This is a genomic window from Mycobacterium asiaticum (assembly GCF_001673635.1).
In the GTDB taxonomy this organism is placed as follows: Bacteria; Actinomycetota; Actinomycetes; order Mycobacteriales; family Mycobacteriaceae; genus Mycobacterium; species Mycobacterium asiaticum_C.
Genome location: NZ_LZMH01000002.1, coordinates 122,344 through 138,459, shown reverse-complemented (window position 1 = coordinate 138,459; position 16,116 = coordinate 122,344). Strand labels below are relative to the sequence as shown.

The 16,116-nt window shown below is 67.3% G+C and carries 16 protein-coding genes; 2 read left to right on the top strand and 14 right to left on the bottom strand.

The window, feature by feature from the left end; genetic code table 11:
• The first annotated feature begins 54 nt into the window (after window positions 1-54).
• Entirely contained in the window at window positions 55-1,188 is a 1,134-nt protein-coding gene (locus tag A5645_RS00760; protein WP_065128143.1) for a BTAD domain-containing putative transcriptional regulator, read from the top strand.
• A 7-nt stretch (window positions 1,189-1,195) separates the two neighbouring features.
• On the opposite strand, the gene A5645_RS00755 is transcribed toward A5645_RS00760, so the two are convergent.
• The 10 genes from A5645_RS00755 to A5645_RS00710 all read right to left on the bottom strand — a co-directional run bounded on the left by A5645_RS00755 (window position 1,196) and on the right by A5645_RS00710 (window position 12,023).
• On the bottom strand, window positions 1,196-4,468 hold the full coding sequence (locus A5645_RS00755) for an arabinosyltransferase domain-containing protein (RefSeq protein ID WP_065128142.1): 3,273 nt from the start codon (window positions 4,466-4,468) through the stop codon (window positions 1,196-1,198).
• On the bottom strand, window positions 4,468-6,423 hold the full coding sequence (locus A5645_RS00750) for a galactan 5-O-arabinofuranosyltransferase (protein ID WP_065128141.1): 1,956 nt from the start codon (window positions 6,421-6,423) through the stop codon (window positions 4,468-4,470). The genes A5645_RS00755 and A5645_RS00750 overlap by 1 nt, the downstream gene beginning before the upstream one ends.
• 2 nt (window positions 6,424-6,425) lie before the next feature.
• Complete coding sequence (gene dprE2, locus A5645_RS00745; protein WP_065128140.1) at window positions 6,426-7,190, bottom strand: decaprenylphospho-beta-D-erythro-pentofuranosid-2-ulose 2-reductase; 765 nt, start codon at window positions 7,188-7,190, stop codon at window positions 6,426-6,428.
• Window positions 7,191-8,582 (bottom strand): decaprenylphosphoryl-beta-D-ribose oxidase, encoded by a 1,392-nt coding sequence (gene dprE1 / locus A5645_RS00740; RefSeq protein WP_065128139.1) that lies wholly within the window; start codon window positions 8,580-8,582, stop codon window positions 7,191-7,193.
• A gap of 31 nt (window positions 8,583-8,613) precedes the next feature.
• Complete coding sequence (locus tag A5645_RS00735) at window positions 8,614-8,979, bottom strand: GtrA family protein (protein ID WP_155767789.1); 366 nt, start codon at window positions 8,977-8,979, stop codon at window positions 8,614-8,616.
• 100 nt (window positions 8,980-9,079) lie between these two features.
• On the bottom strand, window positions 9,080-9,565 hold the full coding sequence (locus tag A5645_RS00730; RefSeq protein WP_065034027.1) for a GreA/GreB family elongation factor: 486 nt from the start codon (window positions 9,563-9,565) through the stop codon (window positions 9,080-9,082).
• Window positions 9,566-9,617: 52 nt separating this feature from the next.
• Entirely contained in the window at window positions 9,618-10,766 is a 1,149-nt protein-coding gene (locus A5645_RS00725) for an SPFH domain-containing protein (protein ID WP_065034026.1), read from the bottom strand.
• A gap of 25 nt (window positions 10,767-10,791) precedes the next feature.
• A complete protein-coding gene (locus A5645_RS00720) occupies window positions 10,792-11,016 on the bottom strand; it encodes an NfeD C-terminal domain-containing protein (RefSeq protein ID WP_196772963.1) in 225 nt (74 codons plus the stop codon).
• Between the two features lie 6 nt (window positions 11,017-11,022).
• Window positions 11,023-11,544, bottom strand: a complete 522-nt coding sequence (locus A5645_RS00715; RefSeq protein ID WP_155767783.1) for a 6-carboxytetrahydropterin synthase — start codon at window positions 11,542-11,544, stop codon at window positions 11,023-11,025.
• A gap of 5 nt (window positions 11,545-11,549) precedes the next feature.
• Entirely contained in the window at window positions 11,550-12,023 is a 474-nt protein-coding gene (locus tag A5645_RS00710; RefSeq protein ID WP_081288084.1) for a GTP cyclohydrolase I, read from the bottom strand.
• A 77-nt stretch (window positions 12,024-12,100) separates the two neighbouring features.
• On the opposite strand from A5645_RS00710, the gene A5645_RS00705 reads away from it, so the two are divergent.
• A complete protein-coding gene (locus A5645_RS00705) occupies window positions 12,101-12,745 on the top strand; it encodes a C39 family peptidase (RefSeq protein ID WP_065128138.1) in 645 nt (214 codons plus the stop codon).
• Here A5645_RS00705 and A5645_RS00700 read toward each other — a convergent pair.
• The 4 genes from A5645_RS00700 to wzt are packed head-to-tail and all read right to left on the bottom strand — an operon-like array spanning window position 12,742 to window position 16,114.
• On the bottom strand, window positions 12,742-13,575 hold the full coding sequence (locus A5645_RS00700) for a class I SAM-dependent methyltransferase (RefSeq protein WP_065128137.1): 834 nt from the start codon (window positions 13,573-13,575) through the stop codon (window positions 12,742-12,744). The genes A5645_RS00705 and A5645_RS00700 overlap by 4 nt on opposite strands.
• 7 nt (window positions 13,576-13,582) lie before the next feature.
• Window positions 13,583-14,413 (bottom strand): galactan export ABC transporter permease subunit Wzm/RfbD, encoded by an 831-nt coding sequence (wzm, locus tag A5645_RS00695; RefSeq protein ID WP_065128136.1) that lies wholly within the window; start codon window positions 14,411-14,413, stop codon window positions 13,583-13,585.
• Window positions 14,410-15,324, bottom strand: coding sequence for a galactofuranosyltransferase GlfT1 (gene glfT1, locus A5645_RS00690; RefSeq protein WP_065128135.1), 915 nt, complete (start codon window positions 15,322-15,324; stop codon window positions 14,410-14,412). Before glfT1 ends, wzm begins: the two co-directional genes overlap by 4 nt.
• On the bottom strand, window positions 15,317-16,114 hold the full coding sequence (gene wzt, locus A5645_RS00685; protein ID WP_036362562.1) for a galactan export ABC transporter ATP-binding subunit Wzt/RfbE: 798 nt from the start codon (window positions 16,112-16,114) through the stop codon (window positions 15,317-15,319). Before wzt ends, glfT1 begins: the two co-directional genes overlap by 8 nt.
• Between the last annotated feature and the right edge of the window lie 2 nt (window positions 16,115-16,116).

Below are 16,116 nucleotides of genomic sequence, written 5' to 3'. Positions count from 1 at the left end.
CAATGGGTACATAGATATAGCCAACGGCCTGGATGATCGGAGGCTGGCAGCGCGATGACGAACACGCCTCTCGGGTTTGGTGTTCTGGGACCGCTGCAGCTGCTGGTGGACGGCACCCCGGTGCCTGTCGGTGCAGCGAAGCAGCGGGCGGTGCTGGCGATGCTGCTGATCAACCGCAACCGGCCGGTTTCGGTGGACTCGTTGACCGACGCGGTATGGGACGGCTCGCCGGTCCCCGCGGCACGCACCAGCATCCAGTCCCACATCTCCAATCTGCGCCGGCTGCTGCGGACCACCGGCGGCGTCGACCCGGCACGGGTCCTGGCCAGCGCGCCGCCGGGTTATCAGCTCACCGTCTCCGACAGCGACTACGACCTGGGCCGGTTCGCCGCCGCGAAAACCGCCGGAGTCCAGGCCGCCGCCGCGGGCCGGTTCGAAGAGGCCAGCGAGCACCTGTCCGAGGCGCTGGCCGAGTGGCGTGGGCCGGTGCTCGACGACCTGCGGGACTTCGAATTCGTGGACGCTTTCGCCACCAAGCTCGTCGAGGACAAGGTGGGAGCGCACAGCGCCCGCGCCGAAGCCGAGATCGCTTGCGGACGGGCCGATGCCGTCATCGGTGAACTGGAATCGCTGGCCGCCGAGCATCCTTACCGGGAGCCGTTGTGGGCCCAGCTGATCACCGCCTACTACGTCACCGAACGACAGTCCGACGCCCTGGGCGCCTACCGGCAGCTCAAGACGGCGCTGGCCGAGGGTCTCGGCATCGATCCCGGCCCGACCGTCACCGCCCTGCATGAGCGCATCCTGCGTCAGGAACCGATCGTCACCAAGCATGCCGTAGCCAGCACCCGCAAACGTGGCGCGTACCGGGAAGCCACCGCCGCCCCGCCCGCCCCGACGTTGGTCGCCGCGCTGCGCGACAGCGCCGGACACGTATACCGGCTTAACGGCGCCGTCACCCGGATCGGCCGGCTGGCCGACAACGACATCGTGCTCGACGACACCGACGTCAGCCGGCATCATGCCGTGATTGCCGACACCGGAACGGCTTTCGTGATCACCGATCTGCGGTCCACCAACGGCGTGGAGGTGGGCGGCCAGCCGATCCGGGGCAGCGCCACGCTGACTGACGGCGACCGCATCTGTATCGGTGGCTGTGAGTTCCGGTTCGAGGTCCAGCAAGCCTGATCGGCGCTCAACTCTTGCGCAGTGGCGCCGGGTTCCACAACCCGCTGCGGGTGACGGTGCCCAACTCCAGTCGGGCGGGCCCGGCGTCGGGGTAGTAGGGCGTCAATCGTTGCAACGCGCCCCAGTCCCGGAACCAGTCATCCTTGAGGTAGCTGGCCACCGTGGTCGCGTGGGTCAGCAATTCGGTGATGCCCAGCGGCCCACCGCCGAGGTTGTCCATGACCGGCGAGTTCGCCTCCGCGCCGAACCGGTCGGGCAGGATCCGCCACTTGGGCGTCTCGTCGACGCCGTTCTGGTGGCCGAACGGCCGCTGACACGGGAACGCCAGGCCCACCAGCCAGTCCAGGAACACCGGGTCCTTCGAGCCGACGACATCCTGCAGGGTGCGCAGCCGCGGCACGCGCGGCGGGGTGAGGCCGATCCAGTGCTGGGGTGCCAGGTCGTCGTCATCGGCCACCAGTCGTACCTGGGTCGCCGATTCGGGAATGGCGGACAGCGGCGCACGTAGGTTACGCCACGCCGGGACCGCGCCGACGTCAGCGAATCCCATTGAGCCGCCGTGCTTTCCGGCGGCGGCCTCTTCATCGGTGGCCCACTGCACCTGGACCTCACGGGGATCGAAGCGGCCGGCGGCGGTCACCACCAGCAACGCGGACTTACCTCGTTGTTCCTTGGGCGGCAGCCGGTACCAGCCCGAGCGCAGCATGGCCGGCACCTGGATTCCCGAACGCCAGCTGCCCAACACCGGTGTGCGCGCCGGGTCGAGATTGAACGGCAACCGTGCGCGGGCGCCGTTGATCCCCGGGGCCGCGGTGGTCCCGCCCTCGGTGCCCGGGTCGCTGCCGGTGACCACCCCGTCGTCACTGGCGAAGTTACGGTCGCCGGGACGCTCCATCACCGGGTCGGCCGAGACGTCCGCGGGAATTCCGTTGGGCGTGAACGCTTCCGAGAGACCGGCGCCCAGCGCCTCACCCACCGGAGCGGACACCGGTGTCAGCATGCCGGCGTCGGGATCCAGCTCCACCAGCACGTCTTCGGCCAGTCCGCAGGTCTTACCGGTCAACGCCTGCAAATTGGACCGGCCGACCGACCACGCCGGGTATTGCGCCACCATCGCCTGGGTCAGCGACACGACCTCGAAGAGCACCAACAGCCACGTCGCGATCGCCAAGGGTGATTGCACCAGCCCGGCCAGCCGGGCGCCCACGCGGGTCTTGGGCGGGCGGTCCTCAGTGGCCACGAAGTGGAACCACGCCGCCACCAACAGCACCACCACCGTGAGTTCCAGCAGCGCGGTGGTCAGCGACCATCTCAGCTTGGGGAACGAATTCGACCACGGCACACCGAAATTCGATACGTACCACCAGCCGTTGACGCTGGCGAACGACATGGCCATGACGAACAGCACCGCGGCGGCGAACATGGTCCGGTTGCGTCGCGATTTCATCGCCGCGGCGGTGACGGCGACGGCGGCCAACGCCCCTAACGAGCCGGCCAGCCCCGCGAACACCCCGAAGTGGTGGGTCCACTTGGTCGGGGTGAACATCATCGCGAACAACGAGATCACGGTGATGCCGACGATGCGGCGACTCGGTCCGGCCGCCGTCCCCGGAATCCGCCCCTTGCGCAACGACATCGCTACCGCCACCGCCAGCGCGATGAGCAGGGCCAGCACCGCGAAGCGGCGCGCCACCGACCCGTCCGGGCTGGGCATGAACAGCCGCTCGTAGCGGATGTGCTCGTCGAACCACTTCAGGCTCGGCCCGACGGCCTTCTTGAATCCACTGGCCTGGACCTCGCCTTCCAGGGTCTGGTCGCGGAAGATCAGGATCGCGGTGACGGTGCTTGCGGCCAGGATCGGCGCCAGCAGTGGCAGCAAGCCGAACTGTTTCGAGCGTCGGTGCAGGATGGTCCGCAGCGGCCCGATGGCGACCAGCAGCGCACCGATGGAGGCGATGCCCGTCGGACCGGAGAACAGCGTGAGCGCGCCGATGATGCAGGCAATGGCCACGGGCAGCAGCCGGCTGGTCGCCACCGCGCGCTCCACCGAGCACCAGGTCAGCAGGATCCCCAACGCGATGATCGGTTCGGGACGCAATCCGTTGTCCAGCGTCAGCCAGACCACCAGGAACATACCGGCGGCCGTCCACGCCGCGGCCCGGCTCCGCTTGACCGCGTAACCCAGTCGCGGGATGACTTCGCGGCTGATCGCCCACCAACAGGTCACCGCCATCGCCAGGGTGGGCAGCCGCATCCAGATGCTGGCGGTGCTGACGTGCGCCCACACCGCCAGCAGGTCGTAGTACCAGCCGAACGGTGCCTCCGGGGTGCCGAACCAGCGGTAGTAGTTGGCCATGTACCCGGCGTGTTCGGAGACCCGGGCCATGGTCAGGATGTAGCCGTCGTCGGAGGTATTGGCGCCGACGAAGTGCCACCACACCAGCACGGCGAGGACCAGGGCGTCCAGCCCACCGAGCGACCACCACCGCGACGGCAGGAACCGCCGGTGCCGGGTGCCGTCGGCGGTGTCCAGTACATGCAGTGCGACCAGCGCGGCGGCGGTCAGCACCAGCCCGAGGATCATCGCGGCCATCTTCAGCGTCGTCGGGCTGCTGCTGTAGCGGGTGTCGACGACCGCCGAGAAGGTCAGGCCCGGCGGTGCCGGCCCGGACAGGTCGGTGAACACGCCCACGATCTGCGGCCGGAAGTCGTAGCCGCTCTTCTCACCGCGCAGCGGGTCGCCGGGGTGCTCACTGGTCGGCCCCTGCTTGAGCCCCTCGAACTCGCCGATGACCCGGTCCGCGTGGGCGGTGAAGGTCAGCCGTTTGCAATCCGGGCCGAGCACCTGGTTCATCGGGGCGGTCACCACCGGGACGTTGCGCACGATCAGCACCAGATCGTCGTTGACCCGCTGCAGCAGCAGCCCACGGTCCACCGCCTTGGGTGCCTGCTTGGGCACCGTGGACAGCAGCACCGTCTTGCCGGTGTTCTGCGGTCCGGCCAGTCCGGCGGCGGCCTGGCAGGGCACGGTGATGTTCAGGTCGGTGGCCACGTAGCTGATCAGCGGCGCCTCGACACTGCCGAATGTGCCGTTTTGCGGCCAGTTCAGTTCGGCGGTGGTCTGTTCGACGGGCAGCAGTGGCGTCGCGAGGGCGAGGACGGTTCCGAGCAGACCGGCGACCACCGCAACGAGGCGAGCGATCCGGTAGTTAGCTCCCGTGTCGCTCACGGAGGTAGATGGTAATTGTTTGGTCTCGCCCGGTGCGGTTTCGGTGGCCATCAGAGGCTCGGCACCGGCTTGCGGACGGCCACCACGAAGGGGCCGATGGTTTCGACGGCGAACCGTGGATCGCTGAACAGCGCGGCCTTGAAGTCCACGGTGTAGCGGCGGACGTTGGGCTGGTTGGGGTAGACGTCCTCGGCCAGCCGGAGCGTGTAGGTGTTGCTGGCGCCGCGGCGCATCACGAAGACGGTCGGCGGCGGCCACGGCAGCTTGTCCAGCGCACCGATGAACTCCTCGGCCGTCTTGAGCTTGGCCCACGACTCGATCTGGGCTGCGCGTTTGTCGAACTGGGCCAGCGGGTTGGCGTAGTGCGACGTCAGCCCCTGGAAGCCCCAGTAGGGATACATCGACAGGAAGCTGTAGTCGGCGGTCAGTACCACGATCTCATCACGCGGCTTGCCGGTGATCCGCTGGATCGCGGCGTCCACCGCCGGGTAGTACTTCTCCGAGCCGGGTGGCCGCCGGTCGCCGCGTTGCCCGTCGCCGTCGGTATCGGTGTAGGCGATGGTCAGGTCCGGTCGCAGCACGTCGGGAATGTCCTGGCTGAAGGCGATGGCGCCGGTCAGCCCGATCGCCGCGGCCACCGGCAGCACCGCGCGGCTGCCGATCCAGTCTCGGCGCAGCGCCTGGGTCACTTCCACGAAGCCGAACACCCCGGCGGTCACCAGCAGCACCGAGAGGGTCGGCTGCAACCGGAACGACAGCAGCGTGGTGCGCGCCAGCGTGGTCAGCATCGACAGCAGCGACCACAGATAGACGGCCAGCACGCCGAGGGCCAACCCGCCGGCCCGGACCGACGACCGCGCCTTGACGATCAGCCAGAGGGTGCCCAGCAGGCAGACCGCACCCAGCAGAGAGAACTGGAACATCGGGAAGGTCAGCTGGGCGCCGTCGGCCGGCAGGTAGTGCTGGGCGCTGCCGGTGTTGCTGACCGGAGAGCTCAACGTTCGGAGCAGGAAGGGCAGCCACGTGATGGACGCGATGGCCAATGCGATGACACCGATGACGAGCAGCCGCCGCAGCGGATCGAGCGCCGCCCGCAGACCATGCGCCCGCCAGCGGAAGGCGGCCAGCCCGAGCGCCATCAGGCAGACCGTGAACGCGCTGTAGGCGACCAGCAGGGTGTACCAGGTGGCGGCGAAGCCCAGGAACAGGCCGGCGCCGACGATTGCCGCCCACCCCCTTCTTCCGCCGAGCGTGCGGCCAGCTTCACGCTCGGCGTCGAGCGTGCGGCCAGCTTCACGCTCGGCGGGCACGATAGGCGCCCCGGCCCGCAGACCCGACCAGGTCAGCACCAGCACCGGCGGCAACAGCACGGTGATCATCGCGGCGTAGGGCTCCGGCGAGCTGTAAGCCAGCGTCACCGCGGTGCCGGCGGTGGTCACCAGCAGCGCGTACTCGAAGCGGACCATCCGCCACCACAGCACCAGCGCTACCGCGGCCGCGATGGTGATCGAAGTGATCGCCCACGGCTTGAACATCTCCCAGGCGGGGGTCCCGGTCAGCGAAGCCGCGCGCCCGCCGAGCCAGAACCAGCCCGGGGGGTAGAACGGCGGCAACCCGAGGTAGGTCATGTCGCGCAGGGCGGGTCTGTCGGTGAGCCGGGTCAGGTACTCGGTGCGGAACTGCTGATCGACGGAGATGCCGAACAGATACAGCTTGGTCGCGCCCAGCGGCATGCCGAGTGTCACCACGCTGAACGCCGACACGAACACCAGCGCGCCGAGTTGTGCCAACCGGCGAAAGCGCCCGTGCCGCCATACCAATCCCACGGCGAGCAGACCGGCCAGACAGGCGACCTGGCCGAAAGTGGTCAGCGCATGCAGTTGATTGGAGGATGGGAAGGCCGGCCACTGCACGCAGGAGATGGCGAGCAGCGAGACCGTCGAGACCACGATGGCCACCAGGACCGCGATGGCCATCTGGCCCAGGGTGGCCAGCGCGTTGCGCATGGTCAGATGGGCAACCGGCGGAAGATGCTCCGCGGGATGTGCCGCAACACCATCATCACGTAGCGAAACGCTCCTGGCGCCCAAACCAATTCCTTACCTTTCGCGGACGCGGTCACCGCGAGTTCGGCGACGTACTCCTTGTCGACGGTCAGCGGAGCTTCCTTGACGTGCGCGCTCATCCGGGTGCGCACCTGGCCGGGCCGGATCACCAGCACCCGAACTCCGTACTCCCGCAGCGCTTCTGAAAGTCCGAGGTAGAAGCCGTCCAGTCCGGCCTTGGTGGAGCCGTAGACGAAATTCGACCGGCGTACCCGCTCGCCCGCCACCGTGCTCATCGCGATGATCTGGCCGAACCCCTGTGCGCGCATCTTCTCACCGAGCAGCACACCCACCGAAACCGCTGCGGTGTAGTTGATTTCAGCGATCTGCACGGCCTTGCGCTGGTTCTGCCACAATTCCTCGGCGTCACCGAGCAGACCGAACGCGACGATGGCCACGTCCACATCACCGTTGCCGAACGCCTCGTCGATCACCTTCGGATGGCTGTCGGTGTCCACCGCGTCGAAGTCGATCAGTTCCACCGAACGTGCGCCCGCGGCCTTCATCTGCGCTACCGCGTCCTCGCGGCCCGGGTCCTCGGGCAGACAGGCCAACACGATTCGCGCGGCCGCGTTGCGCAGGTACCGCTCGCAGATGGCCAGCCCGATCTCCGACGTGCCGCCGAGCAGCAGGATCGACTGGGGGTTTCCCACGGCATCAAGCACCATCTAGAGCAGCTCCAAACGTCGGGCCATGTCGGAGGCGAACACCCCGTTGGGATCCACCTTGCGGCGCAAGGCGATCCATTCGTCGATGCGCGGGTACATGGCGTGAAAGGTCTCGGCGGTGGTCCGCGAGTCCTTGGCGGTGTAGAGCCGGCCGCCGAATTGCAGCACGCGCCGGTCGAGTTCGTTGAGGAACTCGTTGAGGCCGGGCTTGATCGGGAAGTCGACGCAGACGTTCCAGCCCGGAATCGGGAAGCTCAGCGGCGCCTGGTTGCCCGGGCCGAAGAGCTTGAACACATTGAGAAACGAGTAATGCCCGGACTTTTGGATGTCGCGGATGATCCCTTTGAATTCCTCGACCGCGTCGGTGGGCACCACGAACTGGTACTGGCCGAACCCGGCTGAGCCGAACGCCCGGTTCCACTCACCGAACATGTCCAGCGGGTGGTAGAACTGCGTCAGATTCTGCGCCTTGCCGCGGTAGGTTCCCGACTTGCGGTACCACAGCTCGCCGATCGGCATAAAGGTGTATTTGTTGGCCAGCCCGTTGGGAAACACGTCGGGAAATGTAAGCAGCTGCGGCGCATCGAATTTCAGTGGATTGCGCTGCAGCTTGGCGGGCAGCTGGTCGAGGGTGGCCAGCGAACCGCGGGAGATCGCCGCCCGGCCCAGCTTCGGGGGTGGGCTGATCGCGTCGAACCAGGCGCTCGAGTAGGTGTAGTTGGCCTCGCTGCCGTCGCTGTGGAAGGCGATGGTCTCGTCCAGGCTCGAGGTGACGTCGCCATCAGCGATGAAGTACGCCGTTTCGGTGGGGGTCATCTCGACGGTGGCCCGCAGGATGATCCCGGTGAGCCCGTTGCCTCCGACGGTGGCCCAGAACAGTTCCGCGTCCTCGCCGTCGGGCGTGATCCGCCGGACTTCGCCGCTGGCCAGCAGCAGGTCCATGCTGCGCACGTGGTTGCCGAAGCTGCCGGCGCTGTGATGGTTCTTGCCGTGGATGTCGCATGCGATGGCGCCGCCGATCGTCACCTGGCGGGTGCCGGGCAGCACCGGGACCCACAGTCCCAGCGGTAGCGCTGCCCGCATCAGCTGGTCGAGGTTGACGCCGCCGTCGACGTCGGCCATCCTGCTGTCGGCGCTCAGCGAGTGGATCTTGTTGAGCGCGCCCATGTCGATTACCAGGCCGCCGCCATTTTGCGCGTTGTCGCCGTACGAGCGGCCCAGTCCGCGCGCGATGACGCCACGACCTTCGGAATCGGCGGCTCGGGCCACGGCCTTGGCGATCACCTCGGCGTCCGGCGTGCGCAACAGCCGCGCCACCGAGGGTGCCGTTCGTCCCCACCCGGTCAGCCGGGTGAGGGTGGTGCCCGAGGCGGGCTCAGGGGTGCTGGACATCGTCACAGAGGGTACCGCCTGCCGGGTGGGCTCAGCGGATGCGGAAGATCACGGCTCGCTGCACGATGAAATTGATGACGGTCGCCGTGCCCTGCGCGATCACGAAGGCGACGGGTATTGCCCAGCTCTGGTAGTGCAGCAGCGCAAGGCAAAGATGGTTGAGCCCGACCTGGGCGGTGAACGTGATCGCGTACAGGATCATGACCGCGACGAACCGGGCAGTGCTGGGCGACGCTTGGAACGTCCAGCGGCGGTTGATCAGGTAGGCGGTGATGGTGCCGATGATGAAGCTGACGGCCTTCGCCAGGTCGACCTGGACGCCCAGCACCTTGTAAAGCACGACGTAAAGGCCGAAGTCGACGATGCCGGCCAGGCCGCCGGTGACCACGAAACGCAGCACCTGAGTTTTGAGGCTGAGCGGTTGCGGCTCGGCTGGCGGCACAGCTCCTGGCGTGGGATCGGCCATCGGGGGAGTCTAACGGTGGCGATTTCCCGGGCTATGACGGCAACTTCACCGAGATCAGTTCGACCTGGGTGGGTCCCTGCGGGGTGGAGTAGGTAACCGTGTCGCCGGCCTGGTGCCCGGCCAGCGCCTGTCCCAGCGGGCTGCGCGCGGTGAGCGTCTCGGCTTCGTGGCCGACCGGCGTCTCCTCCACGATCGAGATGACGTGCATGGTGACGACCTCGCCGTCGGCGAACCGCAACGTGACCTCGGTACCGCCGGGCAGCACCCCGGACGGGTCCGCATCCGCCGGCCCGGCCTTCAACCGCCGATCCAGTTCGTTGATCCGGTCGCCGAGCACCACCAGTTCTTCGGCGCGCTGGATCGCGTCGGCCGCGTCACCGTGGTCTCCGACCATGCCGCGGTCGTTGCGCACCTCGGCCTCTAGTCGGTCGCGCCGCTGCTTGAGCCGGTCCAACTCGGCGGCGAGATTCTCCCGCGCCGCAGCCGCCAGGTCCGTTGACTGAGATTCCTCGCTCACCTGGGCACGACCTTTCGCCGCTGATGGTGTGTGGCGTATCAGTGATACACCCCTAGCCGGCGGAACCATCCTTCGGGGTGAACGGCACCACATCGTCCCCTTCGCTGAGCCCGACGCCGTCGTCGTACTGGTTCAGCCCGTTGCGCACCGCGTCGAAGATGGCCAGGCCCTGCGAGACCAGGCCGCTGGTCACCTGGCTGAGCCCTTCGGCTCCGTTGAGCACGGTCAGGTTCGAGTTGGCCAGTCCGCGCGCCGCCTTGTCGACGATCTCGGGCAACTGATCGATGATCATCCGGTCCAGCGCCACCCGGTTGTGCGACGCCGCCGCCTCGGCCTGAATCTTCATCTTCTCGGCGTCGGCGAGAGCCAGGATCCGGACGCGTTCGGCTTCGGCCTCGGCGGGTTTGACGACCTCGGCCACCAACTCCTGTTGCCGCAGTTCCGCGGCACGCTGGGCCAGTTCGGTGCGCATGGCCAGCACCTCGCGCTGAGCCTCCGCCTCGGCCAACGGACCCGCCTGCGCGGCCTCGGCCTGCGCCTTGTCCACCTCGGCCTTGTATTGCGCCTTGACAATTGCTGTCTCCCTGGCGAATTCGGCTTGCTTGCGCTGCGACTCCTGCTCGGCTTCGGCGGCGGCCTGGTTCGCTTTCGCCTGCGCGATCTGCGCCTGCTGCTGGACGGCGGCGTTGTGGGGTGCCGACATCGCCTTGATGTAGCCCAGCCCGTCGTCGTCGATCGACTGGATCTGCAGCGCGTCAACGTTCAGGCCGATCCGGGCCATCTCCTCCTTGGACCCGTCGAGCACCTCGGTCGCCAATTTCTGCCGTTCCCGGATGATCTGTTCGACGGTCATCGAGCCGATGATCGAGCGCAGGTGGCCGGCGAAGATGCGTCCCGTCAGCACCTGCATCTGGTCCTGCTCGGACAGGAAGCGTTGTGCCGCCGCGATGATGCTCTCCGGGTCGTTGCCGACCTTGAACGCGATGACGGCGCGGACATTGAGTGTGATGCCTTGCTGGGTGACGCATTTCTCGGCGACTTCGGCTTCGCACATCGCCAGGGTCAGGAATGCCGCCTTGCGAAAAAACGGAATAACGAAGGCGCCGTGGCCGGTGACGACCCGGAACGGGACGTTGCCTCTGACCTTGCCGCCCGAGATGAGCATCGCTTCATCCGGCGCGGGCACCCGGTAACCGAGCATGATTGGACTCCTTGTATTTCGGTTTCTATCGGAGAAGTTCGGTGGGGTCGTGCCAGGGTTCGACGACCACCGTCCGGGGGCCGTGCGTTGCGACGACGAGCACCTTGGCGCCCTTGGGCAGCGGGTCATCGGAGCGGGCCAGGAAAGCTTCCTTGGATCCGCGCGCGGTCACCAGGACCTCGCCGGCGCCGTCGGCGCCGCGGGTCGGCACGATCACGGTCCCTACGCAGCCGACGACCGACAGGCTCACGGCCAGTCAGTCTGCCATCAGGGTGACCTTATTGTTGCGATTCTCTCGGGCTTGGACCCGAGACACCCAGACGCGGCCCTCGCTGGCCTTCGCGACGATGCGCTCCACAGTGTCAAAAATCCACGCGGCGGAGGCTTCCATGCCGGGGCAGTGCATGACCCGGAGGTCGATCGCCCCTTGCGCGGCCAGCAGTTCGAACAGGTCACGCTGCGGGTCGTCGGCTGCGATCAGCGTGGTGTGGTCGAATTGGCGGCGCAGCGCGGCGCGCACCTCCTCGAGGCAATCGGCGTCGACGACCATTCCGGTGTCGGGATCGAGTTCAGCGCAGGCGAATTCGATCTCGAACCGCTGCTCGTAGCCGTGCAGGTAAAAGTCCTTGCCGGGGCCGGTCCACGAGCGGTGGCAGCAGGCGAGATCGCTGAACCGCTTGCGCAGGTGGAACTTCGCCGTCCGGCCCGGCGGGGCATCGTCGCGATGCAAGGTGGCGCTCTGGACAGTATCGGGGAACTCAAAGGCAAGGGTAGTCATCTGGGTCACTCGTCTTTCGATTCGGCTGTTTTTCTGGTCAGAGTCAGGAATTCACGCTGTTGGTCGGCGCTGTCGCGCATCGAGCCGTAGAAGGCCATGGTGGTCGTGGGCCCGGCAAGGGCGGCGCCGTCGCGCACCGGTGTGCATGCGTAGCCGCCTTCGAGCAGCACGCCCAGCCCGGGTGCGCCGAGGTGGTGATCGAGCCACAGCCCGATCCGGCTCGTCATCTTCTGTTGCACCCGGATGCCGCCCGAGCAGGCCTCCACTATCTGAGCGAATTCGTCGTAGCGCAACCGCTTTTCGCCGCGCACATAACCGATGTGCACGACGCCGTAGAACGGCAGCAGGTGCTGCTCGCAGAGTCCGTGGAATGGAATCGGACGCACCAACACAATTTCGGAGTGGCGTACGAGTGTTGCTTGCACCGGCATAGCGTCCCGGCGGGTCCTTGACGGATTCTCAAAGGATTCTTGGAACATTCTCAACGCCGTCGCGTCAAGAAATCGCCGAGCTTCCGTAGAGCTTTCCCAGAGGCCGGCGCCCGAGGCTGCTAGGCATGAGGACTTGGTGGAAAGCGGCGGCGGCCGCCGTCGTTGCGGCCGGCATCGCCGCCGCGGTTGGGGGTTCGGTCGCCCTGTGCCAGGCCGCGAACGTCACCGGAATGTACGGCGACCCGGCGGCCGCCGCGCCGTACTGGCGGATGCAGTCGTTCGACGACTGTGCACTGATGGCTTCCGCCGACGTGATCGGCCAGCTGACCGGCCGCGAGCCGACCGAGCAGGAGGTCATCGAGGTGGCGCAACGGCTGCCCAGCCAGGTACGGCCCGGGCCGCTCTACGCGGCAGGCTATGGCACCGAACCCGCCGACATCCCGCTGCTGCTAGCCCAATACGGCGTGCACGGCGCCCTCGACGCCGGGACCGAAGCGCTGCAGCGCTACCTGGCCGATGGGCACAAAGTGATCGCCGGGGTGAACGCGGAACTGCTGTGGGGTGTGCCGGTGCAGAACCGGGACGAGGGCGGCAACCCGACCAGCGACCACGCGGTGGTGGTCACCGGCGTCGACCTGGCCCATGCGACGGTGCACCTCAACGACAGCGGCAATCCCCGCGGCCGCGACGAGACGGTGTCCATGAAGGTCTTCGTCCGGTCCTGGGCCACCGGCGGCGAGCAGCTGGTGGTGACGGCCGAGACGCGTTAACCGAATTCGAGCAGGGTGTAAGCGCCGCGGAACGGCTTGAGCACCGGGAACTGCCAGAGCGCCGGATACGCCGCCCCGAAGAACCAGCCGCGGCCCTTGGGCATCGGCACATCGTGCACCGCACGGATCCCGGGCACCGTGTCGGCCAACTGGGCCAGGCGACGAGGGGACAGGCTGAACGGCATCGGCGGCACCCGGTAGTGCTTGGACGAACGCATCCCGTTGGGCGCCACCTTCTTGACGATGGTCGGCGGCACGTCGAAGAACACCTCGCCGCCCGGGAAACGCTTGGCGCACTCGCTGATCAGTCCCAGCGCCTCGTGCGGCTGCAGGTACATCAGCAGACCCTCGGCGGTGAGGAACACCCCGTTGCGGGTGTCGATCTGGTCGATCCAGCTGTAGTCCAGCGCGGACTGCGCAATCTCGGTGATCCGCGGTGATCGGGGCAGCAGTCGGCGTCGCAGTTCGATGACCGGCTCCAGATCGATTGACACCCACCTGAATTGGGGATCGGGCAGCGCGCTGCTCAACCGCCAGAAGCTGGTCTGGAACCCTTCGGCGAGCGCGACCACGGTGGCGCGGGGGTGCTTGCCGAGATAAGCGAGCGCGCACCGGTCCACGGCAAGTGAGCGCAACGCCATCTCCTGGCCCTTGCGGCGACCGAACTTGTCGAAGTCGAAATCGATGGACTCGGCGAGCCGCACGGCCATCGGGTCGTCGATGATCGCGTCCGGGCGGCCGGCCTGGTAGGCCCGGCCGCGCAGGGTGAACAGTGCTGTCTCGGAGACGCCGCTCAGCAGGCTGGCGTCGACCCGGCCGGGCTGACTCATGGACTCCCTATACCCAGTACGGCACGCGGGCGCGGTACTGGCGCATCGCGATGGCCGCCAGCACCCACCCGACTCCCGTCAGCCCCAACACCACCACCCAGTGCCGCAGTTCCTGGTGGGCACCTAACAACGGCGCCCGCACGATGTCCAGGTAGTGCAGCAGCGGATTGAGCTCGACGATCTTCGACCAGCGGCCAGCGCCCTGCTGCCGCAGCGTGTCGTCGTTCCAGATGATCGGCGTCATGAAGAACAGCAGCTGGACGAGCGAATTGAGCAGCGGACCGATGTCGCGGTAGCGGGTGGCCAGGATGCCGAAGCACAGCGACACCCAGACAGCGTTGAGCATGATCAGCGCCAGCGCCGGCAGCACCGACAGGTCCGCCCAGGACCACGGCTTGGGGAAGATGAGGGCGACCACGACGTAGATGACGATGTTGTGCGCGAACAGGATCATCTGCCGCCACACCAGCCGGTACACATGCACGCTCAGCGGCGTCGGCAATTGCTTGATCAGGCCTTCATTCGCGACGAAGACGTCGGCGCCCTCCAGGATGGCGGCGTTGATCAGGTTCCAGATGATCAACCCCAGCGTGACGTAGGGCAGGTGCACCGACAGGTCGAGGTGGAAGAGCTTGGAATACAGCCCGCCCATCGCCACCGCGGTGGTGCCCGTCGCGATCGTGATCCAGAACGGGCCCAGCACCGAGCGGCGGTAGCGCTGCTTGATGTCCTGCCAGCCCAGGTGCAGCCACAACTCACGCCGCCGGAACCCGTCGACGAGGTCGCGCCGAGCGCGGGTGAACGTTTTGGACTGCGCCGCCGCATCGATGAATGTCATGCCGCACCTCCAGGCCGTCCGAACTGCTCCCGGCGTCCCAGCCGCCGCAACCGGAACCATTCCAGCAGACCCTTGGGGTCGCGTCGGGTCACCAAGAAGAACCAGCCGAACCGGACCCATTCCTGAAACAGCAGCTTGCGCAGGCCTGGCTGGGCCAGCACGTAACCGCGGTTGCGGTAGGTGAAAAAGCGTTTGGTGGGGTTGTCCGGGTACTGCGTGTGCATGCGGCCGCCCAGGATCGGCTTGAACTCGTCGGAGCCGCACGGATGCAGGTACACCGCGTCCAGGCAGGTGCCGAACGGCAGGCCGGAACGAACCAGTCGGCGGTGCATCTCCACCTCGTCGCCGCGGATGAACAGCCGCAGGTCCGGGACGCCGATCGCGTCCAGGGTGGACGCCTTGAACAGTGCGCCGTTGAACAGTGACGCAATGCCGGGCAGTAGATCCTGACCGGGTTCGCTGCGCAGTTCGCTGACCCGCCTGCGCCAAACCGGGCCGCGGCGCAGCGGAAACGCCAGCGACTCGGGGTCCTCGATATCGCAGACCATCGGGGACACCTCGGCCAGGCCGTGCTTGGCCGCGCACGCCAGCAGCGTCTGCAGCACCTCGGTACCGTGCGCGTGACCGTCGTCGTCGGCGAGCCAGATCCAGTCGGCGCCGTGTGCCAGCGCCAGCAACATGCCCAGCGCGAATCCGCCCGCACCGCCGAGGTTGCGGCGCGAATTGAGGTAGATCGACGGAATCTCCTGTGCGGCGACGAGGTAGTGCACGCGGCTGTCACCGGAGTCGTCGTTATCGATGACGATCAGCTTGTCCGGCACCCGGGTCTGGGTGGACAGGATGTCAAGCGAGCGGGCGAGTTCCTCGGGGCGCCGGTGGGTGACGACGACGGCGAAAACGGACTCACTCACGCGCGGTCTCGGCGAGAACTTCGCGCACGTGCCGCGCCGCGTCGTCGCCCTCGTAGGCGCGCACCACGTCTTCGATACCACCACTCTGCTTGATGACGCCGTGGTCGATCCACATCGCCGTCTTGCACAGCCGGGCCAGGAACTCGTTGGAATGGCTGGCGAACACCAGGATCCCGGAGCGCTCGACCAGACTCTGCAGCCGTGACTGCGCCTTCTTCAAAAACTCGGCGTCGACGGCGCCGATGCCTTCGTCGAGCAGCAGGATTTCCGGATCGATGCTGGTGACCACGCCCATCGCCAGCCGCACCCGCATGCCGGTGGAGTAGGTGCGCAGCGGCATGGACAGGTAGTCGCCCAACTCGGTGAACTCGGCGATTTCGTCCACCTTGGCCAGCATCTGTTTGCGGGTCTGCCCGAGGAACAGGCCCCGGATGATGATGTTCTCGTAGCCGGAGATCTCCGGGTCCATGCCGATGCCGAGATCGAACACCGGCGCCACCCGGCCGGTGACCTTCGCCCAGCCGCGCGTCGGCTCATAGATGCCGGAGAGCAGCCGCAGCAGGGTGGACTTCCCGGCGCCGTTGTGCCCGACCAGCCCCACCCGGTCACCGAGCTCCAGCGACATGGTGATGTCCCGCAACGCCTCGATGACGACCACGTTGGAACTGTTGCGGCCGATCGCGCCGCCGGCCTTACCCAGGAACGCCTTCTTCAGCGACCGCGACTTGGCGTCGAAAATCGGGAACTCGACCCACGCGTCGCGGGTCTCGATGTGCGGACCGCTCGGCACGG